Source organism: Phenylobacterium sp. (assembly GCF_036264965.1).
Classification (GTDB): domain Bacteria; phylum Pseudomonadota; class Alphaproteobacteria; order Caulobacterales; family Caulobacteraceae; genus Phenylobacterium.
The window spans coordinates 1-17,618 of the sequence record NZ_DATAPY010000004.1 but is presented as its reverse complement, the minus strand read 5'-3'; the positions used below and the strand labels follow the sequence as shown (position 1 = coordinate 17,618).

Below are 17,618 nucleotides of genomic sequence, written 5' to 3'. Positions count from 1 at the left end.
TGGCCCATTGCCTGAACATCTCCGGCGCCAGCCACGTGGTGGTCGATCCCGAGACCTCGCCGGTGTTCGAGGCGGCCAAGGCGCTGATCGACAAGCCGCCGCAGCAGTGGGTGCTTGGCCCCGCCCACGGCGACCAGCGCGACCTGGTGCAGGCGCTGAAGAGCTGCAGCCAGCTTCCGCCGGACAAGGGCGTGCGCGAGGACATCCGGGCCCGCGACACCGCGCTCCTGATCTTCACCTCGGGCACCACGGGCATGCCCAAGGCCGCGCGGATCACCCATGTCCGCGCCCAGCTCTATATGCGCGGGTTCGCCGGCTCGACCGGGGCCAAGGCGAGCGACCGCATCTACGTCGCCTTGCCGCTCTATCACGCCACCGGCGGGCTCTGCGCGCTCGGGGCGGCCCTGCTGAACGGCGGCTCGGTGTTCCTGCGGCGCAAGTTCTCGGCCAGCCACTTCTGGGGCGAGGCGATCGACGAAGGCTGCACCATGTTCGTCTACATCGGAGAGCTCTGCCGCTACCTGGTGAACCAGCCGCCCAGCGACGACGAGACCCGCCACAAAATCCGCATGGCGTTCGGCAATGGCCTGCGCCCCGACATCTGGCCGGTGATGAAGCAGCGCTTCAAGATCGCCGAGATCCTGGAGTTCTACGGCTCGACCGAGGGCAATGTCTCGATGTTCAACTTCGATGGCCGCGAGGGCGCCATCGGCCGCGCGCCCAAGTGGCTGCGCAAGCAGTTCAACATCCGCCTCGTGCAGTTCGACGTCGAGACCGAAGAGCCGATCCGCGGCCTCAACGGCCTCTGCATCGAGGCCGGCCCCGGCCAGATCGGGGAATGCATCGGCCAGATCGGCCACGACGCGCGCAGCGAATACTCCGGCTACGTCGACAAGGCCGCGTCGGAGAAGAAGGTGCTGCACGACGTCTTCGAGAAGGGCGACCGCTGGTTCTCCACCGGCGACCTGATGAAGACCGACGCCGACGGCTACTTCTATTTCGTCGACCGGATTGGCGACACCTACCGCTGGAAGGGTGAGAACGTCTCCACCAACGAGGTGGCCGAGCGCCTGCTGGGCGTCCCGGGCGTCAAGGAGGCCAACGTCTACGGCGTCGCCGTCGCGGGCGCCGAGGGCCGCGCCGGCATGGCCGGCCTGGTGGTCGGGCCGGAGTTCGACATCAAGGCCTTCGGCGACGAAGTGGCCCGCGAGCTGCCGCCGTTCGCCCAGCCGCTGTTCGTCCGCGTCCTGCCAGCGCTGGAGACCACCGGCACCTTCAAGACCCGCAAGATGGACCTGATCGCCGACGGCTACGACCCCGGCAAGATCAAGGGCCCGCTCTACTTCCACGACGCCAAGCGCGGCTACCTGAAAGTCACCAAAAGCGTCTTCGAGAAGATCGGCGCCGGTATGGTGAAGCTCTAGGCGGCGCAGAAATAACGGGCGTACACGGCGCGCGAAGCTAAGGTGCGGCTCATTCAAGCTTGGGGGTGAGCCGCATGAATTCCGTTCTTCGATCCGTCCTGTTTGCGGGCGCCGCGGCGCTGCTGCTGGCGCCTGGCGCGCACGCTGCCGGCAAGCTGGACGTCGCCAAGGCCAAGGCGCAGATCGACGCCGGCCTGGACAAGGCCTACCCGCACCTCGACGCCCTCTACAAGGACATCCACCAGCATCCCGAGCTCGGCTTCCAGGAGGTCGAGACCTCCGCCAAACTGGCCAAGGAGATGCGCGCCCTCGGCTTCGAGGTGACCGAGCACGTCGGCAAGACCGGCATTGTGGCGATCTACAAGAACGGCCCCGGCCCGACAGTGATGGTGCGCACCGAGCTCGACGCCCTGCCCATGGAGGAGAAGACCGGGCTGCCCTACGCCAGCCATGCGATCACCACCTGGCAGGGCAAACCCACGCCGGTGGCGCACAGCTGCGGCCACGACATCCACATGGCCGCCTGGGTCGGCACAGCGCAGCAGCTGGTGGCCATGAAGTCCGCCTGGCACGGCACGCTGATGTTCATCGGCCAGCCGTCGGAAGAGACGGTGGGCGGGGCCCGCGCCATGATCGCCGACGGGCTGTTCACCCGCTTCCCGAAGCCCGACATCGGCTTCGCGCAGCACGTGGGGCCGGGGCCGACGCTGGGCGTTTCCTACCGCGCCGGGGCCAATTCCTCGAGCGCCGACGGGTTCGAGATCACCTTCCAGGGCCGCGGCGCGCATGGCTCGCGCCCGCAGCTCAGCATCGATCCGGTGATGGAGGCCGCTCGCTTCACCGTCGAGGTGCAGACCATCGTCAGCCGCGAGAAGGACCCCGCGGCGTTCGGCGTGCTGGGCGTAGGCTCGATCGTCTCCGGCAGCGCCGGCAACATCATCCCCGACCAGGCGGTGCTGCGCGGCACCATCCGCAGCTATGACGACGACACCCGCAAGCTCCTGAAGGAGGGTCTGGCCCGCACCGCCAAGGCGGTGGCTGAGCTGTCCCGCGCGCCGGCCCCGACGGTGGTCTTCGATCAGGGCGCCTCGGCGGTGGTCAATGACGCCGCCATCACCGCGCGCACCGCGCCCATCTTCAAGGCGGCCTTCGGCGCCCACGCCGTCGAGGCCACCAGCCCGGGCTCGGCCAGCGAGGACTATTCGGAATACATTATCGCCGGCGTGCCCTCGCTGTTCTGGGGCCTGGGCGGCCTCGATCCGAAGGTGATCGCCGACTATCGCGCCAAGGGTCAGGAGCCTCCCGGCAACCACACCCCGCAGTTCGCGCCGATCCCGGAGCCAACCATCCGCACCGGCGTCGAGGCGATGACGCTGGCGGTGCTCAACGTCCTAAGCTGACGCGCCCCCGGCCCACCCGCGCCAGCGAGTCCGCCACCACCCAGGCCGCGCCGGTCAGGATCAGGTTGGTGACGTTCTCGGTCCAGTTCCTGTGGCTGGCCGGATCGGCCCACAGCATCGGCAGGTGCACCAGGGGCGTGAAGGCCGCGTACATGATGGTCAGCAGGACGGCGGCCAGGCGATCCTTCACGCCGGTCAGGATCGCGACGCCCGCGGCGATGTGGAACACCCCGGTCGCATAGCCCCAGAACAGCTGGCTCGGCGGCAGCCAGGCCGGGACCAGCGGCGCGGTCATGCCCATGTAGAAGAAGTGCGCGCCGCCGAACAGGATCGCGCAGACCCCGAACGCCAGCTGGCCCGCCCGCGTCAGCCGCGCGGCCAGCGCCGGGTCGATCCTGGCATAGGTCGCGAAGACGATCAGCGCCGCGGCCAGGACGGCGAGCTGCTCGGCGGTGTTGCTGTAGGCCATGAACTCGCCGGCGTGGCGCAGGATCAGGCCGCCATCCTTGAAGCCGACGATGACGACCGCGTAATAGGCGGTGATCGCGCCCGCCGCCCAGGCGACGGTCCGGCGCCATTCCAGGGCCGCGCCGGCGATCAGCAGGACGCCTGCGGTGGCGCAGGCCAGGAGGGTGTGGCCCGGCGATGCCCTGGACGCCTGTCCCGCCGGGTCGACGTCCCGCAAGGCGAAGACCACGACGGCCACGGCGATCACGCCAATCCCAAACACCCGCCAGCCGAACGCCGGCGCCGTTGTCTGCGCGGTCATGACGTTCCCCTGCGTCGTCAACCGCCTCACAGTGGCGCGGGAACCAGGGAGCAACCCGCGAAAAGCGTCGAAGCCGCGCATCCGCTCGACGAGCGCCCAAGGCGCTGCGCCTCAAGCGTCCAGGCGGGGCTCGCCCTTGCGCGGCCCGTGCTCCATGAACGCCCAGGCGGAGTAGCCCAGCACATAGGCGGTCGCGGCGCTCAGCACGGCGATGGGGACAGTGAAGGGAACCGGCAGCAGGGAGGTCACGGCGAAGCCCAGCCCGCCCAGCATGAAGGCCCAGCCGCTGACCCGCAGCACCTGCTCCATGCGCATGGCCGAGGCCGGGTTGCGGAAGTTTCCCAGCCGCTTCGGCAGGAAGTTGCCGTAGACCGCCAGCGTCAGCCCGTTGAACACCTGCAGCGCCTGGCCGCCCGCGCCGTGCGGGATGAAGCCCGCGCGCTCGGCGGCCTTCAAGGCGAAGGCGCCGCCGATATAGGCGCCGGCGAAGCCCAGCGAGATGGCGAGGTTCCTGTGGATCATGACGTCGTCCCCTTGATGGGCGCGGCGGGCCTGGAGCCCGCCGGCTTGTCCGCGCCCGCGACCGCGCTGAACGCGCCGACAAAGCCCAGCAGCGCGTCCTCCAGCACCGACAGCTTCAGGCGATAGATCACCGTCTTGCCGACCTTCTGGACATCGACCAGATCGGCCCCGCGTAAGACCGCGAAGTGGGCCGACATGGTCGGTCCCGAGACCGGGAAATGCTCCGCCAGCTCCCCCGCCGTCATCGGCCGCTCCCGCAGCAGCTCCAGCACGTGGCGGCGCGTCGGATCGGACAGGGCTTTGAACACAGCGTTCATAGGGCGACATTTAGCTAAACGTCGAAATGAAGTCAAGCGGAGGGAAGATCGACCACGGAAAACACGGAAAGAGCACGGAAAGAGGGTCGTCTCGGGCGTTCGAGTTCGATTCGAGCGCGCGCTTCGCGCGCCAGGGATTCACATCTGCCGCCTTGGCGGATCGGCTCTCCTTCTGTGATCTCTCCGTGTTTTCCGTGGTTAAAAGTCTTGGTCCCCGCTTGAGCAGGGATCGACCCTGCGCCCGCCACCTGACTCACCTATATTCCCCGCACATGCCCGACGACGCCACCGCTCCGCCCCAGCTCAAGGGCGCCGCGCTCATCAAGGACGAGGTCACCCGCCTGCCGGACAAGCCGGGGGTCTACCGGATGGTGGGCGAGGACGGGGAGGTGCTCTACGTCGGCAAGGCGCGCTCGCTGAAGAAGCGGGTGATCCAGTACGCGCAGGGGCGCTTCCACACCAACCGCATCGCCCACATGGTCGATGCCACCCGGTCGATGGAATTCGTCACCACGCGGACCGAGACCGACGCCCTGCTACTCGAGATCAATCTGATCAAGCAGCTCAAACCCCGCTTCAACGTCCTGCTGCGCGACGACAAGTCCTTCCCGGAGATCGTCATCCGCCGCGAGCATCCGGCCGCCCAGCTTCGCAAGCACCGCGGCGCCCACTCGATCAAGGGCGACTACTTCGGCCCCTTCGCCAGCGCCGGCGCCGTCAACCGCACCCTCAACACCCTGCAGAAAGCCTTCCTGCTGCGCTCCTGCTCCGACAGCGTCTACGAGAGCCGCACGCGCCCTTGCATGCTGCACCAGATCAAGCGCTGCGCCGCGCCCTGCACCGGCCTGATCAGCCTGGAGGACTATGGCGGCCTCGTAGAGCAAGCCGAGGACTTCCTACGGGGAAAGAGCCGCGCCGTGGTCGCCGGCCTCGCCGACCAGATGACCGCCGCGGCCGAGGAGATGGAGTTCGAGCGCGCCGCGCGCCTGCGCGACCGCATCCGCGCGCTGGCCTCCGTCGCCCAGGAACAGCAGATCAATCCGGAGACGGTGGACGAGGCCGACGTCTTCGCCCTCTTCGCCGAGGGCGGCCAGGCCTGCGTCCAGGTGTTCTTCTTCCGCGCCGGCCAGAACTGGGGCAACCGCGCCTACTTCCCCCGCGTCGACAAGTCCGACGAGGACCCCGACATCATGGGCGCCTTCCTAGGCCAGTTCTACGACGACAAGCCGATCCCCAAGCTGATCCTCACCAACATCGAGCCCGCCGAGCGCGAGCTGATCGCCGACGCCTTCGCCTTGAAGGGCGGCCGCAAGGTAGAGATCGCCCGGCCGGTCCGCGGCGAGAAACGCCAGCTTGTCGAACACGCCCTCATCAACGCCCGCGAGGCGCTGGGCCGCAAGATGAGCGAGAGCTCCGCCCAGGCGAAGCTGCTGGCCGGCGTCGCCGAAGCCTTCGGCCTCGACGCCCCGCCGGAGCGGATCGAAGTCTACGACAACTCCCACATCATGGGGACCAATGCGGTCGGCGGCATGATCGTCGCCGGCCCCGACGGCTTCCAGAAATCCCAGTACCGCAAGTTCAACATCCGCGGCGTCGACATCACCCCCGGCGACGACTTCGGCATGATGAAGGAGGTCCTGCGCCGCCGCTTCGGCCGGATGGTGAAGGAGGAAGAGGAGGGCGCCGCTGACGTGATCCGCCCGGACCTCGTCCTCATCGACGGCGGCATGGGCCAGATCAACGCGGTGATGGAGGTCATGGCCGACCTGGGCGTGGACGACGTGGCCGTGGTCGGGGTCGCCAAGGGCCCGGACCGCGACGCCGGGCTGGAGCGCTTCTTCATCCCCGGCAAGCCCTACTTCATGCTCGAGCCCAAGAGCCCGGTCCTCTACTACCTCCAGCGCCTGCGCGACGAAGCCCACCGCTTCGCCATCGGAACCCACCGCGCCAAACGCAGCGCCGAGATGAAGAAGAATCCCCTGGACGAGATCGAGGGCGTCGGCCCGGGGCGGAAGAAGGCGTTGCTGCACGCGTTCGGGAGTGCGCGGGGGGTTAGCCGGGCGTCGGTGGATGACCTGCTGAAGGTGGAGGGCATCAGCGCGCCCCTGGCCGACCGGATCTACAACTTCTTCCGCAAGACCTAAAAGATCCTCCCCAGCGCGAAGCGCGATTGAGGGGGAGGTGGCTTGGCGCGTCAGCGCCGAGACGGAGGGGGTTTAAGCCCACCCCGCCCGCCACCGCCCGCCCTCAACTCAGGTGGAACCCGTGGGTCACCGCATAGAACAGCGCTGTCAGCGCGAAGCTGTCGATCATCCCGTGCAGCACGATGCAGGCGGTCATGTTGCGGCGCCCCGCAAGATAGACGCCGCCGAACACCAGACCGATGGTGCTCGTCGCCAGCATGCCGCCGAGGCCCTGATAGCCATGCATGCCCCCGAACAGCAGCCCCTGGCCCAGCCAGGCGGCGAAGGTCCCGGCGCGGCATCGCCCGAACAGGGTCTCCAACCGCGAGAAGATGAACCCGCGGAATTGCAGTTCCTCGCCGAATGCCACGGTGGTCCAGGTGAGGGCCAGCATCGTGGCGTAGCCCGTTGGCGCACCATCCACGAGCGCCATGACCCCGACGTCCGGACGCGGAATGTGCAAGGCGGGGAACACAACCAACACCAGGACCGCGTTGGCGCCATAGGTTGCGATCAGGCCCGCGACAACGAGCCCCGCGGCCCGCCAGGCCGATGCTGGCCGCCTCAAGCCAAGGTCGGCCCATCGCTCGCCGCGTCGCCGGAGCAGCTGCGTCGTGACCACCAACAGGGCGATCATCTCCAGCGGCTCGCCCAGCCAAATCCGCAGCGCTGTGGACGCGCCGGCCAGCTTCAGCGCGTAGGCGATCCCAAAGACCAGCGCCAGCGTGGCCACCCAAGCGGCAAGGTCGACCACGGCGCCGCGCTGTTGGCCAAGTCGCGGTGTCGTCAGTTCAATGGCCGCCAGGTCTCGCGGGTGTAGGCGTAGATCTCGTCGAGCCGCGCTTCGGCGGCCGGCGAGAGCCGGAGCGGCGGCGTCAACGCGCGCCATCATAGCGGCGGCGGTTCCGGGCGATCACGGCCTCGACGTCGAGGGTGCGATAGCTGTCGTCAGGTTGCGCGAACGCCAGGTCGAGTTCCGCCTTCAGGCGGTCGAAGGCCTCAGCCTCGGCGCGCGCCTTGTCGCGGCGGATCAGGTCGCGGACGTATTCGCTGACGTTGTCGAAAGAGCCGTCCTGGCCGACGTTGGCGGCGACGAAATCGCTGAGCGCGCCGGTCAGGCGGACGTTGAGGTGGGTCGGTTTGGTCATGCGTGGCTCCGTCTGCACAGATATGTATCCATATTCTGTGCGCCGCAAGAGGCGGCTTTCCAGCATATGTTCCCTATTTGTTCTTGACTAGCCCACCCCTCCGTGCCACCGTCCGGGCGCGCCCGTGAACTGCGCCGGCCGCGCAGCACTCCACCGCCGCTTCTCTCCAACCTGACCGCTCCGGCGCGCCTGTCCGCGCGGGCGGCGTTGCTGCGGATCGAGCTTCCATGACCTCTGACGATGCGCGCTCGTCGGGCGAATGCGCCCCTGCGCGGGGCCCCATACGTGGATACGTGCGGTTCTCCGCGACGGTGGCGCGGACCGTGTGCACACGGGTGATCGCCGGCGAGAGCCTGACAGCGATCTGCTCTGAACCTGGCCTGCCATCGCGCAATTCGCTCGCCGCCTGGGCGCGGGAGCGGCCGGACTTCGGCGGATCTTCGACCGGGCCAAGGCGCTGGCCAAGCGCAAGCCGGTCAGTGGCCAGGGCTATTGCCCGGCCACGGCCAACGAGGTCGTGGCCCGGGTCTCGCAGGGCGAGATGCTGAGCAAGATCGCCGCCGACCCGCTGATGCCCTCGCTGCGCACGATCTACCGCTGGAAGGCTGGCCATCCGGAGTTCGCCGAGGACATGCGCCTGGCCCGCGAGGCGCTGGCCGAGCGGTTCAGCGACCTCGGCTGGAAGATGGCCCTGGAGGCGACGCCGGAGACCGCCTTCCTGACCCAGGTGCGGCTGAAGCAACTGCGCTGGACCGCCGCCGTCCTCGGCCCGCGCACCCACGCGCGGCTGAAGGCCTACGCGCCGCCGGAACCGCCGGACGTCACGACCATCCTCTTCCGCCACTTCAAGATCGAGAAGCACTCCGAAACCGGCCGGCATCGGGTGGTCGCCTATACGCCGGACCCGGACACCATGCGGCCGGTGCGCACCAGCGAGGGCGAATGGACGACCCCGGTCGACCCGGCAGCGAAGATGGACGCTGTCATGGCGGCGAGCCGCGAGCGCCTGGAGACCTGGGCCGATGACGACTAGCCGGAAGGGTGGAGCCTCAGGCGGCCCCGGATCGCGGCGCCGGGGGGATCTTGGGCGTGACGCGCGGGCCGTCGGGCAGGTAGCCGGCCATCTGCCGGTGTTCGATGGACCAGAGGCGACGCCTGAGCAGCTCCTGGCGTTGCGGGTCGGTGCGCCAGAGCGCGGCGTAGCGCGGGTCGGCGCGCATGGCCGTGGGGAAATGCGCGACGCCGAACGGCAGGCAGGCCGGCCAGTAGACGGAGCGGCCGGCCAGCGCGCGGTCCAGCATCTGGATCGCGGGGCCCACGGCGCCGGCCCAGGCGTACTCCATGGCGTAGATGAACAGGAGGTCGACGCTGGCGCGGCCCTGGGTGGTGCCGGAGAGGCCCGCGCCAAGGTCGTAGGCCGCGACGTCCTTGTCGACCAGGGCGATCAGCGCCGCCGGCCGGCCTTGCAGCGCCTCAAGCCCGGCCGCCGCGCGGGCGAGCAGGGCGGCGACCGCCTTGGGCGGGACGCCCTTCCAGATGTCGTCGCGCACCTGGCGGATGCGCGCGGCCAGCGCCGGGGCGTCGGATTCGATCAGGTGGGTGAAATAGAGTTCGCGCAGCAGGAACAGATTGTCGGGATTGGCCGCCAGCAGGCTGTCGTAGAGCGCCATGGTCCCGGCATGGTCGCCCAGCTGGTAGAGGGCGCGCGGCATGTCGAGCAGGCGGTACACCGTCTCGGGATCGAGCCGCACGATGGCGCGGGCGTGCTGCAGGTGCTCGAGCGCCCGGCCGAGCGTGCCGAGCTGGTGGCCGTAGGCCCAGTGCGCCTCCAGGTGGTTCGGGTCGATGGCCAGGGCGCGCCGGAACAGGGCCTCGGCCTCGTCCCACCGCCACTCGAAGCGCCGATAGTAGTCGCCCAGCGCCGCCAGCGCCGACGGATCGTTGGGATCGGCGGCCAGCGCCTTGTGCAGGAGTTCCGCGGCCGAGGCGGCCCGCTGGGCTCCGCTCAGGGGCTGGCGGGCCAGCTCGCGCGTCCAGCCGTTGCGCACCAGCGCGGCCTCGACGACCAGGGCGCCCGGGTCCTGCGGATCGATGGCCAGCGCCTGGGTGACCATGGCCTGGGCCTGGTCGGCCGCATCGCTGGCCGCCTCGGCGCGGTTGATCATGCCGAGGGCGCGGGTCTGCTCGATCAGCTCGTTGGCGCCCAGCATGATGCGGAACACCTCCGGATCGCGCCGGCGGGGCGGCGGCGGCTCACGGATCCTGTCGGCGCCGATGCGGACGATCAGCTCCTGGATCACCGCGCCGGCCACCTGGTCCTGCAGCTTGAAGAGGTCGCCGCCGCGGCTCTCCTGGGTCTGCGACCAGACCTGCAGCCCGGACGCCAGGTTGACCAGTTCGGCGCTGACCCGGGTCTCGCCGCCCGCCTGTTCGACGCTGCCCTTGAGCAGGTAGTCGGCGCCCAGCCGGCGTCCGATGTCGCGGTCGTTCAGCCGCCGGGCCGACAGGGCGAAGGACGAGGCGTCGGCGATCACCGAGAGGCCCGCGATGCGGGACAGCGAATTGCGCACCTCACGCGCCAGGCCGACCGCGACGAAGCGGGTCTGCTCGCCCGGCGCCAGGTCGTCGAACGGCAGCACGGCGATGGTCACCGGCGCGGCCCGGCTGGGCCGCATCGCCCGCCAGGCCGCCCATCCCGCGCCGCCCGCCGCCGCGACCGCGGCCGCGCCGCCGGCGAGCTGCAGCGCCCGGCGGCGACCGGCCGTCCACGGCGCGGGGGTGGCGACGGCGCCATCCGGGGCCGCCATCAGGCGATAGCCCACGCGGGGGATGGTCTCGATGCCGTAGGCGCGGCCTTCCAGCCGCTCCGCGAGCCGGCGAAGCTGCACCATGACGCGGGTGATGGCGTCCTCGCCGACAAAGCGGCCGTCCCAGCACGATGCGATCAGCGCGTCGCGGGACACCACCGCGCCCTGCGCCTTGGCCAGCACCACCAGCGCCTGCATGACGCGCGGCTGCAGGACCTCGCGGCCTCCAGGCCAGGTCACCGCGCAGGTCGGCGGGGACACCTCAAGGATCCCGAGATGGAACCCCGACTCTCCAGTCAAATCCAAAATTACGCACTCCCCCCAGAGCAGGCGCAGGCTAGCACGGTCTGCGCAGACCGCCAGCCGTCCGCGTAACGACGTTTGGCGTTCGGATCGGCGATAGATCGGCCTCCGGTCGGGCATAGATCGTCTGGCGATACTGTCGCCTCGCGCCCGTCCGTGGCCTGCTTGGCGCGCGCCGGCATGACCGGCGCTTCGCTCGGGGGAATGACCATGAAACGATTTGCCGCAGCCGCCTGCGTCGCTCTGTGCGCCTACGCGGGCTCCGCCTCTGCCGAAGCCTTCAGCTTCGTGAACACTAACACCGGCGCCGCCGATCAGGTGGTGCTGAAGTCGCCCATGCCCGACGGCCGCCCCTCCGGCGCCACCGTCTACGCCGCCCACACCGCGGCCACCTTCGCAGACGGCAAGAAGGCCGAAACCAACGCGCGCTGCTCGGCCTGGATCCTGCCGCCGGACAACCAGTTCGGGCAGAACGGCGTCTGCGAATACAAGGACGCGAGCGGCGCCCTCTATGAAACCCGGTTCACCTGCGCGGCGCCTGTCAAGGGCGGGAACGGCGTCGACTGCTGGGGGACGCTGACGGGAACCGGGGGAGCCTGGAAGGGCCGGACCGGCGCGTTCACCCTGCACACGGTGCAGAACGGCGCCCACGGCGAAGGCCACTGGAACGACTGAGACGGCGGGCGCCTCGGGCGGCCGGACGACCGGCTGCCCGAGGCTGCTCGACACCCTGAACGCTAGAGGAGCGATATGATGATGCGACTTGCCGCCGCCTTGCTGCTGATCAGCTCGCCGGTCGCCGCGCATGACGCGCGCGCGTCCGAGGTCTTCACCTTCACGGGCAGCGAACAGGCCGCCCCCGGCGGAGGCCCGGCCCGCAGGACCGGCTTCAAGGCCAGCCTCGAATACGGCGACGGCCATCGCGAAAGCGTCGCCGGCCAATGCACGGCGCGGGACAATCCGCCCGGGGCGGCGTTCAGCCGGTCGGGAGTGTGCAGGGCGCCAGGCGCCTACACCATGGAATTCCATTGCCAGCCCGCCGGGCAGGCGGGGTCCAACTGCTGGGGGTCCCTGACCGGGGACCTCGACGGCCACCACAACGGCCTCACCGGCCTGATCACCTATCAGAGCGGGCCGGAAGGTGACGCCGGCGTCGGACGCTGGAACGACTGAGGCCGGCAGATGAACCGGTTCGGACTCGGACTTGCCGTCGGCCTGGCGCTGGGAAGCGTCGGCGCGGCGCTGGCCTATCCGTTCCCCCGAGACGGGGATCACTACGAAACCGGTTGGACCGTCCTGGTGCGAGGCGAGACGCTCTGCCTGGACCCTTACGTCCGGCCGTCGGAGCGGGAGATCGAATGCCGGTCGTCGCAACGCCCCTAGCGCGTGGGGCGTCCTGGCGAAGCTGGACGTTCGAAGTCCCAAGCCGGTATGGCTCGCTCATGGGAACAGGAGCCGCCCACCAGGACCCGGAGCTGTTGCGCCGCCTGCTGCGCGCGAAGGACCGGATGGACGCGGCCTCGTTCGAGGCGTGGCCGGTGCGGCGGCTGGCCGGCGTCAGCGGCGTCTCCCAGGCCCACTTCGCGCGGTCGTTTGCGCAGGCCTTCGGCGTGCCGCCGCACCGCTACCTGCTGACGCGGCGGATCGAGCGGGCCACGGCGCTGCTTCGCGACACGGACCTGCCCGTCACCGAGATCGCCTTCGAGACCGGCTGGAACAGCCTGGGGACCTTCGGCCGCGTGTTCCGGGACATCACCGGCGAGAGCCCAGGAGAGCTGCGGGCCCGCGAGCAGGCGGCAGGGCGCGATCTTGCACAGACGCCGGCCTGCTATCTCAGCGCCGCCCATCGACCCGACCTCAGGATCGCAGTTTCGGAGAAGCGGCGGCAGGAGGCGGAGGCTATGACCGGGACAGACGCAACGGAGGTCCCATGAGCCAAGGTGTTGGAGTTGTCGGTCTGTACGTCCGCGACCAGGACGAGGCCCTGAAGTTCTACGTCGAGAAGCTGGGGTTCCGCGTTCACACGGATGCGAAGAACGGCGATTACCGCTGGCTGACGGTGCAGCACCCGGACCAGCCGTCCTTCCAGCTCGGCCTGTTCGCGCCGCAGCCGCCGACGGTGGATGAGACCACCGCCCAGACCCTGCGCGAGGTGGTGGCCAAGGGCGCCATGCCGCCGCTGGTGCTCACCGTGGACGACTGCCGCGCCGCCTACGATCGGATGAGCGCGGCCGGCGTGGAGTTCACCCAGGAGCCGGTGGACCGCTACGGCGCCGTCGACGCCAGCTTCCGCGATCCCTCGGGCAATGGCTGGAAGATGATCCAGGGGCGGTGAGGTCCGGGGGCGGGCAGACCTACCTTGGCCGGAAGTGCAGGAAGAGGTTGAGCGTCAGCCGCCCCATCCGCGGGTCGGGGCTGCCGATGAAGCCCGGCGCCAGGCTCGCCGAATGCAGATTGCGGCTGCGGTAGACCAGCATCCGGTTGAACACCGCCTCATAGTCGGCGATGCGCTCGAAGACCGGGCTGTCGCCGCAGATGTAGCCCCGCGGCTCGCCGAACGCAGCGATGTCGGCCTTGAGCCGGGACTCATAGAGGTCGAACCGATCCTCCGTGACGGTCTCGTAGCCGGTGCTGCGGTGGCGATAGAAGCCTGTGCCGCCCTGGCCGACCGGCGCGAGGTAGAGCAGCAGGGCCAGGTTGCCGGGGTGGGTGGAGTCGATGTGCGGCATCCGCTGGCGAAGGGTCAGCTCCGTCGGCGGCCGGGTGACCAGCGAGAAGTCCCAGCCGCCGCTCACCACAGCTTGATCGCCGAGGTCGAAGGCTTGGCGCAGCGCGGCATCCAGATAGGCGTGCGCGCCCTGCGCGAACGGCATCGGAACCGGCGCTCGCACCCCCGGATAGAAGGTCTGCGCCGCGGGCGGAAAGGGGGCCAGGGCCGCGGCGTGGTCCACCAGCGCCTGCGGATCGGCCGCGAAGTTGTCGATCACCAGCACGGGTGAGCCCTCGGCGCCGATCCGGTCTGTCCGCGCCGTGATGCGACCGTGCGGGCGGAAGTCCAGGGTCATGCCGAATCTCGCGGAGGAGCGCAGAGCCTAACCTCAAGCCAGCCCAGCTGGGCGACAAGCCCGCTCTCGCCGCGGGTTCGAGGTGGAGGGCCTGCCGCCAGTCAAACTGGCGCTCGGCTAGCCCACGTGCCGCAGAGCGCCGAGGCGCTTGAGCGTCCCGAGGCGCAGGCGCCAGCCGATGACGAACAGGGCTAGCAGCACCACCGGCACCACGCCCGGCGGCGGCGTGCCCGGAATGACGAAGTTCAGCGTCAGGATCAACGGCGGGGTCGCCACGATCAGCGCCAGCAGGAACCAGTGCGCCCGCCCGCCCACCTCGGAGTGGACCACCTTGGCCGCCAGGCCGGCGTAGCCCCATATCACCGCCATGGAGATCCCGATGGCGATGACCAGGCCGGCATAGGTGATCCGCGCGGCCGGGAAGGCCAGATGCGCCTGGAGCATCCGGGTCGCCGGCGGCAGAAGGGCCACGAGGCCGAGCATCACCAGGGTCAGCACCGTCAGCGGGGCGTCGACCGCCAGCACCATGGCCATGAAGCGCCGGTGGGCCAGCCAGAAGACGCTGATCACGATGAAGCTGACGGCGTAGGTGTCGAGTTGCCAGGCCAGAGGGCCCCACAGGTCGCCCAGCCCGCCCGCCCAACCTGCCGGCGGCCCGATGTCGACGGCGAGGAAGGTGATGGCGATGGCGAAGACGCCGTCCGCCAGCATCATCAGCCGATCATACCAATGCCGATGCCGGCGAAGCTCCAGGCTCTCCCCGGCGTCCGACGTCTCCAACAACCCCGCCATTTGGCGCCCCCCGCGTTTCGTAGAAGCTTAGGGTCAGGTGGGGTGGTTGCGAAGAGTGAGGACGGTGCGCGATCTGGGGTCGGCGGCCAAGCCGTTCGCTTCTCAGGGGAATCCCCGGGCCCCCGAACACCAAACACTGTTCGTTTATGCTGGCCTCCGCCCGCAGCCGGCGTAAAGTTGGTTGCGCCAACGGGACTCTGGGGACGGGACGCGGGGCAGGGGCGATGAAGACCACGGGACGTTTCACGACGGCCATGGGCGCCGGCGCATGGCGCCTGGGCTCGATGCTGGCGATGATAGCGGCGCTCAGCCTGGGGGCGGCCGCGCCGGCCAACGCCTATCAACTGGGCGACTTCCTGAAGAACGCCGCCGGCGCCGCCACCGGCAGGCAGACCCCCAAGACCGCGACGGAACCCGTGCCGGCGAAGCCGGGCGCGACCAATGCGCCGGCGCCGGGCGGCCCCATGGCTATGCAGTCGGGCCCGACGGCCCTGCCGCCGCTGCACAAGCTCGGCACCGACGCCGTGGCGGTGATCGAGGCCGCCTCGCCGAACGCCCCAGTGCGCCAGATGGACTACGTCTTCGCCAAACAGACCATCGCGCTGGGTCCCAAGGGCACGATGACCATGAGCTACCTCGCCGGCTGCCTGACCGAGGTGGTCCAGGGCGGTGCGGTCACCGTCGGACCCAAGGGCAGCACAGTGGCCGGCGGCAAGATGCAGAGCCGTCCCACGGCCGGCTGCCGCTCAGCCAATCCGATCATCCTGGCCAGCGCCTCGGAAGCCGGGGCCACGGTCAACCGGATCACGCCATTCACCGGCGTCGACTGGGACGAACGCGCGTTGAAGGCCGGCCCGCCGGTCTTCAAGTGGGACAAGGCGCTGGGCGCCGTCGCCGTGCGGGTGAAGGCCATGAACGAGCCCGGCGCGCCGGTGCTGTGGCAGGGATCCGCGCCGAATGCGTGGATCGCCTATCCGCCCAGCGCCCCGCCGCTGGCGCCGGGCATGCCCTACAAAGCCGAGGTGATGAACGGCGACAAGGTGGTGGCGAGCGCGCTGTTCTCCATCGACCCGGCGCTGGACGAGGATTCAAGTCTGGCCAATCGCGTTGTCCCGCTCGCCGCGTCCTAACGACGGCGCCGGCGGATCGCGCCCCAAGCTCTGGCGCCGCCGCCGGGTGATGGTGGCGGTCGCGCTGGGGCTGATCGTCGGCCTGCTGGCGGCGCTGCCGCAATCGCGCGTCTACGACCGCCGGGGCATCGACTTCCTGCTGCCGTTGCGCCACCGGCTGTTCGGGCCGCTGTTCCCGCCGTCCAAGTCCGACGTGGTCGTGGTCGCGATCGACGAGCAGACCTACAAGACCCCGCCGTTCGACAACACGCCCAAGGTCGCCTGGACGCCCTATTTCGGCTACGTCATCGACGCCATCGACAACGCCGGCGTCAAGGCCATCGGCCTGGATATGGTGATGCCCACTACGCTTGACCGGCCCGAACTGTTGCCGGGCTACGACCGCCCGTTCCTGATCGCGCTCCGCAACGCCGCCGACCAGGGCCGCATCGTCATGGGTGAGGCGCGCCTCTCGGGTGCGACGCTGGCGCCCTATGCCGGCCAGGTGATGGCCGCGAAGGGCGCGGACAATGTGCGGCTGGTAAACGCCGACCTCGACAAGGACGACGTGGTTCGCCGCTACTGGCGCGGCTTCGCGAACCAGGGAGGCGGCGAGCAGCTGTCCTTCGGCGCCGAGCTGGCCAGGCGCGCGGGCGCGAGGGTTCCGGCCAAGGACTTCATCATCAACTACAACACCGGGCCAGGCGACATCCCGGTCTACAGCATGGCCGACCTGTTCGCTTGCGTGGAGGCGGGCGACACCGGCTACTTCCAGCGGGCCTTCGCCGGCAAGGTGGTGCTGTTCGGCGAGGTGCTGGATGTCGAGGACCGGTTCCGGGGCTCCAAGCGCCTGGAATGGGACGAAGCCGCCAGCGCGCGCGCCGCGCCGAAGCCCTGCCGCATCGCCGCCGACCCCGCGAAATATTCCGCCGCCATGACCCGTCGCTCTATGCCTGGCGTGATGATCCACGCCGCGGCGATCAACACGCTCACCAAGGGCCTCGCGCTCAGCGAAACGCCGCCCGCGGCGACCTTCGGCCTGCTGGCGGCGACCACGGCGCTGCTGGCCGCAGCCTTCCTGTTCCTGCCGCCGGTCACCGGCGGGGCCGTCGCACTGGCGGCCCTGGCCGCCGAACTGCTGGCCTCGATCTGGGCGCTGCAGGAGAAGGTGGTGGCCCCGGCGCCCAGCCTGATCGTCTCGGCGGTGCTGGCCTACACCCTGATCTACGCCTACCGCTTCGTGGTCGAGGACAAGGAGAAGCGCTGGGTCCAGCACGCGTTCCGCCACTATCTGGCGCCGGCCCTGGTCGATCAGATGATGGAGAACCCCGACGCCCTGAAGCTGGGCGGCGACAAGCGCTGGGTGACAGTGATGTTCACCGACATCGCCGGCTTCACCACCATCAGCGAGAGCCTGAAGGACAGCCCGGAAAAGCTCATCGAGCTGATGAACCGCTACCTGACCCTGATGTCCGGCGTGGTGGCCCGCAACGAGGGCTACGTCGACAAGTACATCGGCGACGCGGTGATGGCGGTCTGGGGCGCGCCGCTGGCGGTCGAGGACGCCGAGCGCAAGGCGGTGGAGACCGCGCTGCAGTGCCAGGAGGCGCTAGCCGAATTCAACCGCGACGTGGTCGGGGACTACCTGCCGAACGGCAAGCTTGGCACCCGCATCGGCGTCGCCACGGGCTTCGCGGTGGCCGGCAACATGGGCTCGACCCAGCGGCTGAACTACACGGTGACCGGCGACATGGTGAACCTGTCGGCCCGGCTGGAAGG

At 69.7% G+C, this 17,618-nt stretch carries 20 protein-coding genes; 12 read left to right on the top strand and 8 right to left on the bottom strand.

Features of this window, described 5'->3' with window-relative positions; translation table 11 throughout:
* Together VHS75_RS00415 and VHS75_RS00410 are read left to right on the top strand one after the other, a co-directional pair.
* Window positions 1–1,424: AMP-binding protein (locus VHS75_RS00415; RefSeq protein ID WP_329636622.1), on the top strand; the 1,424-nt coding region annotated here is incomplete at its 5' end.
* Between the two features lie 74 nt (window positions 1,425–1,498).
* Complete coding sequence (locus VHS75_RS00410; RefSeq protein WP_329636621.1) at window positions 1,499–2,824, top strand: amidohydrolase; 1,326 nt, start codon at window positions 1,499–1,501, stop codon at window positions 2,822–2,824.
* Here the strand turns inward: VHS75_RS00410 and VHS75_RS00405 are convergent.
* The 3 genes from VHS75_RS00405 to VHS75_RS00395 form a co-directional block, all read right to left on the bottom strand.
* Window positions 2,808–3,593 carry a hypothetical protein gene (locus VHS75_RS00405; protein WP_329636620.1) on the bottom strand — a complete coding sequence of 262 codons (786 nt, stop codon included), beginning with the start codon at window positions 3,591–3,593 and terminating at the stop codon, window positions 2,808–2,810. The two genes, VHS75_RS00410 and VHS75_RS00405, sit on opposite strands and share 17 nt — an antisense overlap.
* A gap of 111 nt (window positions 3,594–3,704) precedes the next feature.
* On the bottom strand, window positions 3,705–4,115 hold the full coding sequence (locus VHS75_RS00400) for a hypothetical protein (protein WP_329636619.1): 411 nt from the start codon (window positions 4,113–4,115) through the stop codon (window positions 3,705–3,707).
* Window positions 4,112–4,432: an autorepressor SdpR family transcription factor gene (locus tag VHS75_RS00395; RefSeq protein WP_329636618.1), complete on the bottom strand. Its 321-nt coding sequence runs from the start codon at window positions 4,430–4,432 to the stop codon at window positions 4,112–4,114. Before VHS75_RS00395 ends, VHS75_RS00400 begins: the two co-directional genes overlap by 4 nt.
* Before the next feature lie 272 nt (window positions 4,433–4,704).
* On the opposite strand from VHS75_RS00395, the gene uvrC reads away from it, so the two are divergent.
* Window positions 4,705–6,576, top strand: a complete 1,872-nt coding sequence (gene uvrC / locus VHS75_RS00390) for an excinuclease ABC subunit UvrC (RefSeq protein ID WP_329636617.1) — start codon at window positions 4,705–4,707, stop codon at window positions 6,574–6,576.
* Between the two features lie 103 nt (window positions 6,577–6,679).
* Here the strand turns inward: uvrC and VHS75_RS00385 are convergent, their stop codons facing one another.
* Window positions 6,680–7,369 (bottom strand): CPBP family intramembrane glutamic endopeptidase, encoded by a 690-nt coding sequence (locus tag VHS75_RS00385; protein WP_329636616.1) that lies wholly within the window; start codon window positions 7,367–7,369, stop codon window positions 6,680–6,682.
* A 121-nt stretch (window positions 7,370–7,490) separates the two neighbouring features.
* The gene (locus VHS75_RS00380; protein WP_329636615.1) at window positions 7,491–7,763 is read right to left on the bottom strand and encodes an addiction module antitoxin; all 273 of its coding nucleotides are present in this window, start codon (window positions 7,761–7,763) and stop codon (window positions 7,491–7,493) included.
* Window positions 7,764–7,990: 227 nt separating this feature from the next.
* On the opposite strand from VHS75_RS00380, the gene VHS75_RS23020 reads away from it, so the two are divergent.
* On the top strand, window positions 7,991–8,311 hold the full coding sequence (locus VHS75_RS23020; RefSeq protein ID WP_414694232.1) for a hypothetical protein: 321 nt from the start codon (window positions 7,991–7,993) through the stop codon (window positions 8,309–8,311).
* Window positions 8,281–8,796, top strand: coding sequence for a hypothetical protein (locus VHS75_RS00375; protein WP_414694231.1), 516 nt, complete (start codon window positions 8,281–8,283; stop codon window positions 8,794–8,796). Before VHS75_RS23020 ends, VHS75_RS00375 begins: the two co-directional genes overlap by 31 nt.
* Window positions 8,797–8,812: 16 nt before the next feature.
* Here the strand turns inward: VHS75_RS00375 and VHS75_RS00370 are convergent, their stop codons facing one another.
* Window positions 8,813–10,831: a winged helix-turn-helix domain-containing protein gene (locus tag VHS75_RS00370; protein ID WP_329636614.1), complete on the bottom strand. Its 2,019-nt coding sequence runs from the start codon at window positions 10,829–10,831 to the stop codon at window positions 8,813–8,815.
* Between the two features lie 252 nt (window positions 10,832–11,083).
* Between VHS75_RS00370 and VHS75_RS00365 the strand changes: the two genes are divergently transcribed.
* The 5 genes from VHS75_RS00365 (at window position 11,084) to VHS75_RS00345 (ending at window position 13,208) form a co-directional block, all read left to right on the top strand.
* Complete coding sequence (locus VHS75_RS00365; protein ID WP_329636613.1) at window positions 11,084–11,548, top strand: hypothetical protein; 465 nt, start codon at window positions 11,084–11,086, stop codon at window positions 11,546–11,548.
* A 75-nt stretch (window positions 11,549–11,623) separates the two neighbouring features.
* Window positions 11,624–12,046, top strand: a complete 423-nt coding sequence (locus VHS75_RS00360) for a hypothetical protein (protein ID WP_329636612.1) — start codon at window positions 11,624–11,626, stop codon at window positions 12,044–12,046.
* A 9-nt stretch (window positions 12,047–12,055) separates the two neighbouring features.
* Entirely contained in the window at window positions 12,056–12,256 is a 201-nt protein-coding gene (locus VHS75_RS00355) for a hypothetical protein (protein WP_329636611.1), read from the top strand.
* A gap of 59 nt (window positions 12,257–12,315) precedes the next feature.
* Window positions 12,316–12,807: a helix-turn-helix transcriptional regulator gene (locus VHS75_RS00350; RefSeq protein ID WP_329636610.1), complete on the top strand. Its 492-nt coding sequence runs from the start codon at window positions 12,316–12,318 to the stop codon at window positions 12,805–12,807.
* Entirely contained in the window at window positions 12,804–13,208 is a 405-nt protein-coding gene (locus tag VHS75_RS00345) for a VOC family protein (RefSeq protein ID WP_329636609.1), read from the top strand. The genes VHS75_RS00350 and VHS75_RS00345 overlap by 4 nt, the downstream gene beginning before the upstream one ends.
* Window positions 13,209–13,227: 19 nt before the next feature.
* On the opposite strand, the gene VHS75_RS00340 is transcribed toward VHS75_RS00345, so the two are convergent.
* Together VHS75_RS00340 and VHS75_RS00335 are read right to left on the bottom strand one after the other, a co-directional pair.
* A complete protein-coding gene (locus VHS75_RS00340; RefSeq protein ID WP_329636608.1) occupies window positions 13,228–13,938 on the bottom strand; it encodes a DUF6445 family protein in 711 nt (236 codons plus the stop codon).
* 117 nt (window positions 13,939–14,055) lie between these two features.
* Window positions 14,056–14,730, bottom strand: coding sequence for a TMEM175 family protein (locus tag VHS75_RS00335; RefSeq protein WP_329636607.1), 675 nt, complete (start codon window positions 14,728–14,730; stop codon window positions 14,056–14,058).
* A 224-nt stretch (window positions 14,731–14,954) separates the two neighbouring features.
* Here VHS75_RS00335 and VHS75_RS00330 point away from each other — a divergent pair, with 224 nt between their 5' ends.
* Window positions 14,955–15,860 carry a hypothetical protein gene (locus VHS75_RS00330; RefSeq protein WP_329636606.1) on the top strand — a complete coding sequence of 302 codons (906 nt, stop codon included), beginning with the start codon at window positions 14,955–14,957 and terminating at the stop codon, window positions 15,858–15,860.
* The coding region (locus VHS75_RS00325) for an adenylate/guanylate cyclase domain-containing protein (RefSeq protein WP_329636605.1) at window positions 15,838–17,618 on the top strand (1,781 nt) is incomplete at its 3' end. The genes VHS75_RS00330 and VHS75_RS00325, both read left to right, overlap by 23 nt.

What these genes read in the sequence shown, in the direction of transcription:
- VHS75_RS00410 (WP_329636621.1), top strand. Translation starts at nt 1,499, where the DNA reads ATGAATTCCGTTCTTCGATCCGTCCTGTTTGCGGGCGCCGCGGCGCTG.
- VHS75_RS00400 (WP_329636619.1), bottom strand. Translation starts at nt 4,115, where the DNA reads ATGATCCACAGGAACCTCGCCATCTCGCTGGGCTTCGCCGGCGCCTAT.
- VHS75_RS23020 (WP_414694232.1), top strand. Translation starts at nt 7,991, where the DNA reads ATGACCTCTGACGATGCGCGCTCGTCGGGCGAATGCGCCCCTGCGCGG.
- VHS75_RS00360 (WP_329636612.1), top strand. Translation starts at nt 11,624, where the DNA reads ATGATGATGCGACTTGCCGCCGCCTTGCTGCTGATCAGCTCGCCGGTC.
- VHS75_RS00350 (WP_329636610.1), top strand. Translation starts at nt 12,316, where the DNA reads ATGGGAACAGGAGCCGCCCACCAGGACCCGGAGCTGTTGCGCCGCCTG.
- VHS75_RS00405 (WP_329636620.1), bottom strand. Translation starts at nt 3,593, where the DNA reads ATGACCGCGCAGACAACGGCGCCGGCGTTCGGCTGGCGGGTGTTTGGG.
- VHS75_RS00395 (WP_329636618.1), bottom strand. Translation starts at nt 4,432, where the DNA reads ATGAACGCTGTGTTCAAAGCCCTGTCCGATCCGACGCGCCGCCACGTG.
- VHS75_RS00345 (WP_329636609.1), top strand. Translation starts at nt 12,804, where the DNA reads ATGAGCCAAGGTGTTGGAGTTGTCGGTCTGTACGTCCGCGACCAGGAC.
- VHS75_RS00355 (WP_329636611.1), top strand. Translation starts at nt 12,056, where the DNA reads ATGAACCGGTTCGGACTCGGACTTGCCGTCGGCCTGGCGCTGGGAAGC.
- uvrC (WP_329636617.1), top strand. Translation starts at nt 4,705, where the DNA reads ATGCCCGACGACGCCACCGCTCCGCCCCAGCTCAAGGGCGCCGCGCTC.
- VHS75_RS00365 (WP_329636613.1), top strand. Translation starts at nt 11,084, where the DNA reads ATGAAACGATTTGCCGCAGCCGCCTGCGTCGCTCTGTGCGCCTACGCG.
- VHS75_RS00340 (WP_329636608.1), bottom strand. Translation starts at nt 13,938, where the DNA reads ATGACCCTGGACTTCCGCCCGCACGGTCGCATCACGGCGCGGACAGAC.
- VHS75_RS00335 (WP_329636607.1), bottom strand. Translation starts at nt 14,730, where the DNA reads ATGGCGGGGTTGTTGGAGACGTCGGACGCCGGGGAGAGCCTGGAGCTT.
- VHS75_RS00380 (WP_329636615.1), bottom strand. Translation starts at nt 7,763, where the DNA reads ATGACCAAACCGACCCACCTCAACGTCCGCCTGACCGGCGCGCTCAGC.
- VHS75_RS00330 (WP_329636606.1), top strand. Translation starts at nt 14,955, where the DNA reads ATGAAGACCACGGGACGTTTCACGACGGCCATGGGCGCCGGCGCATGG.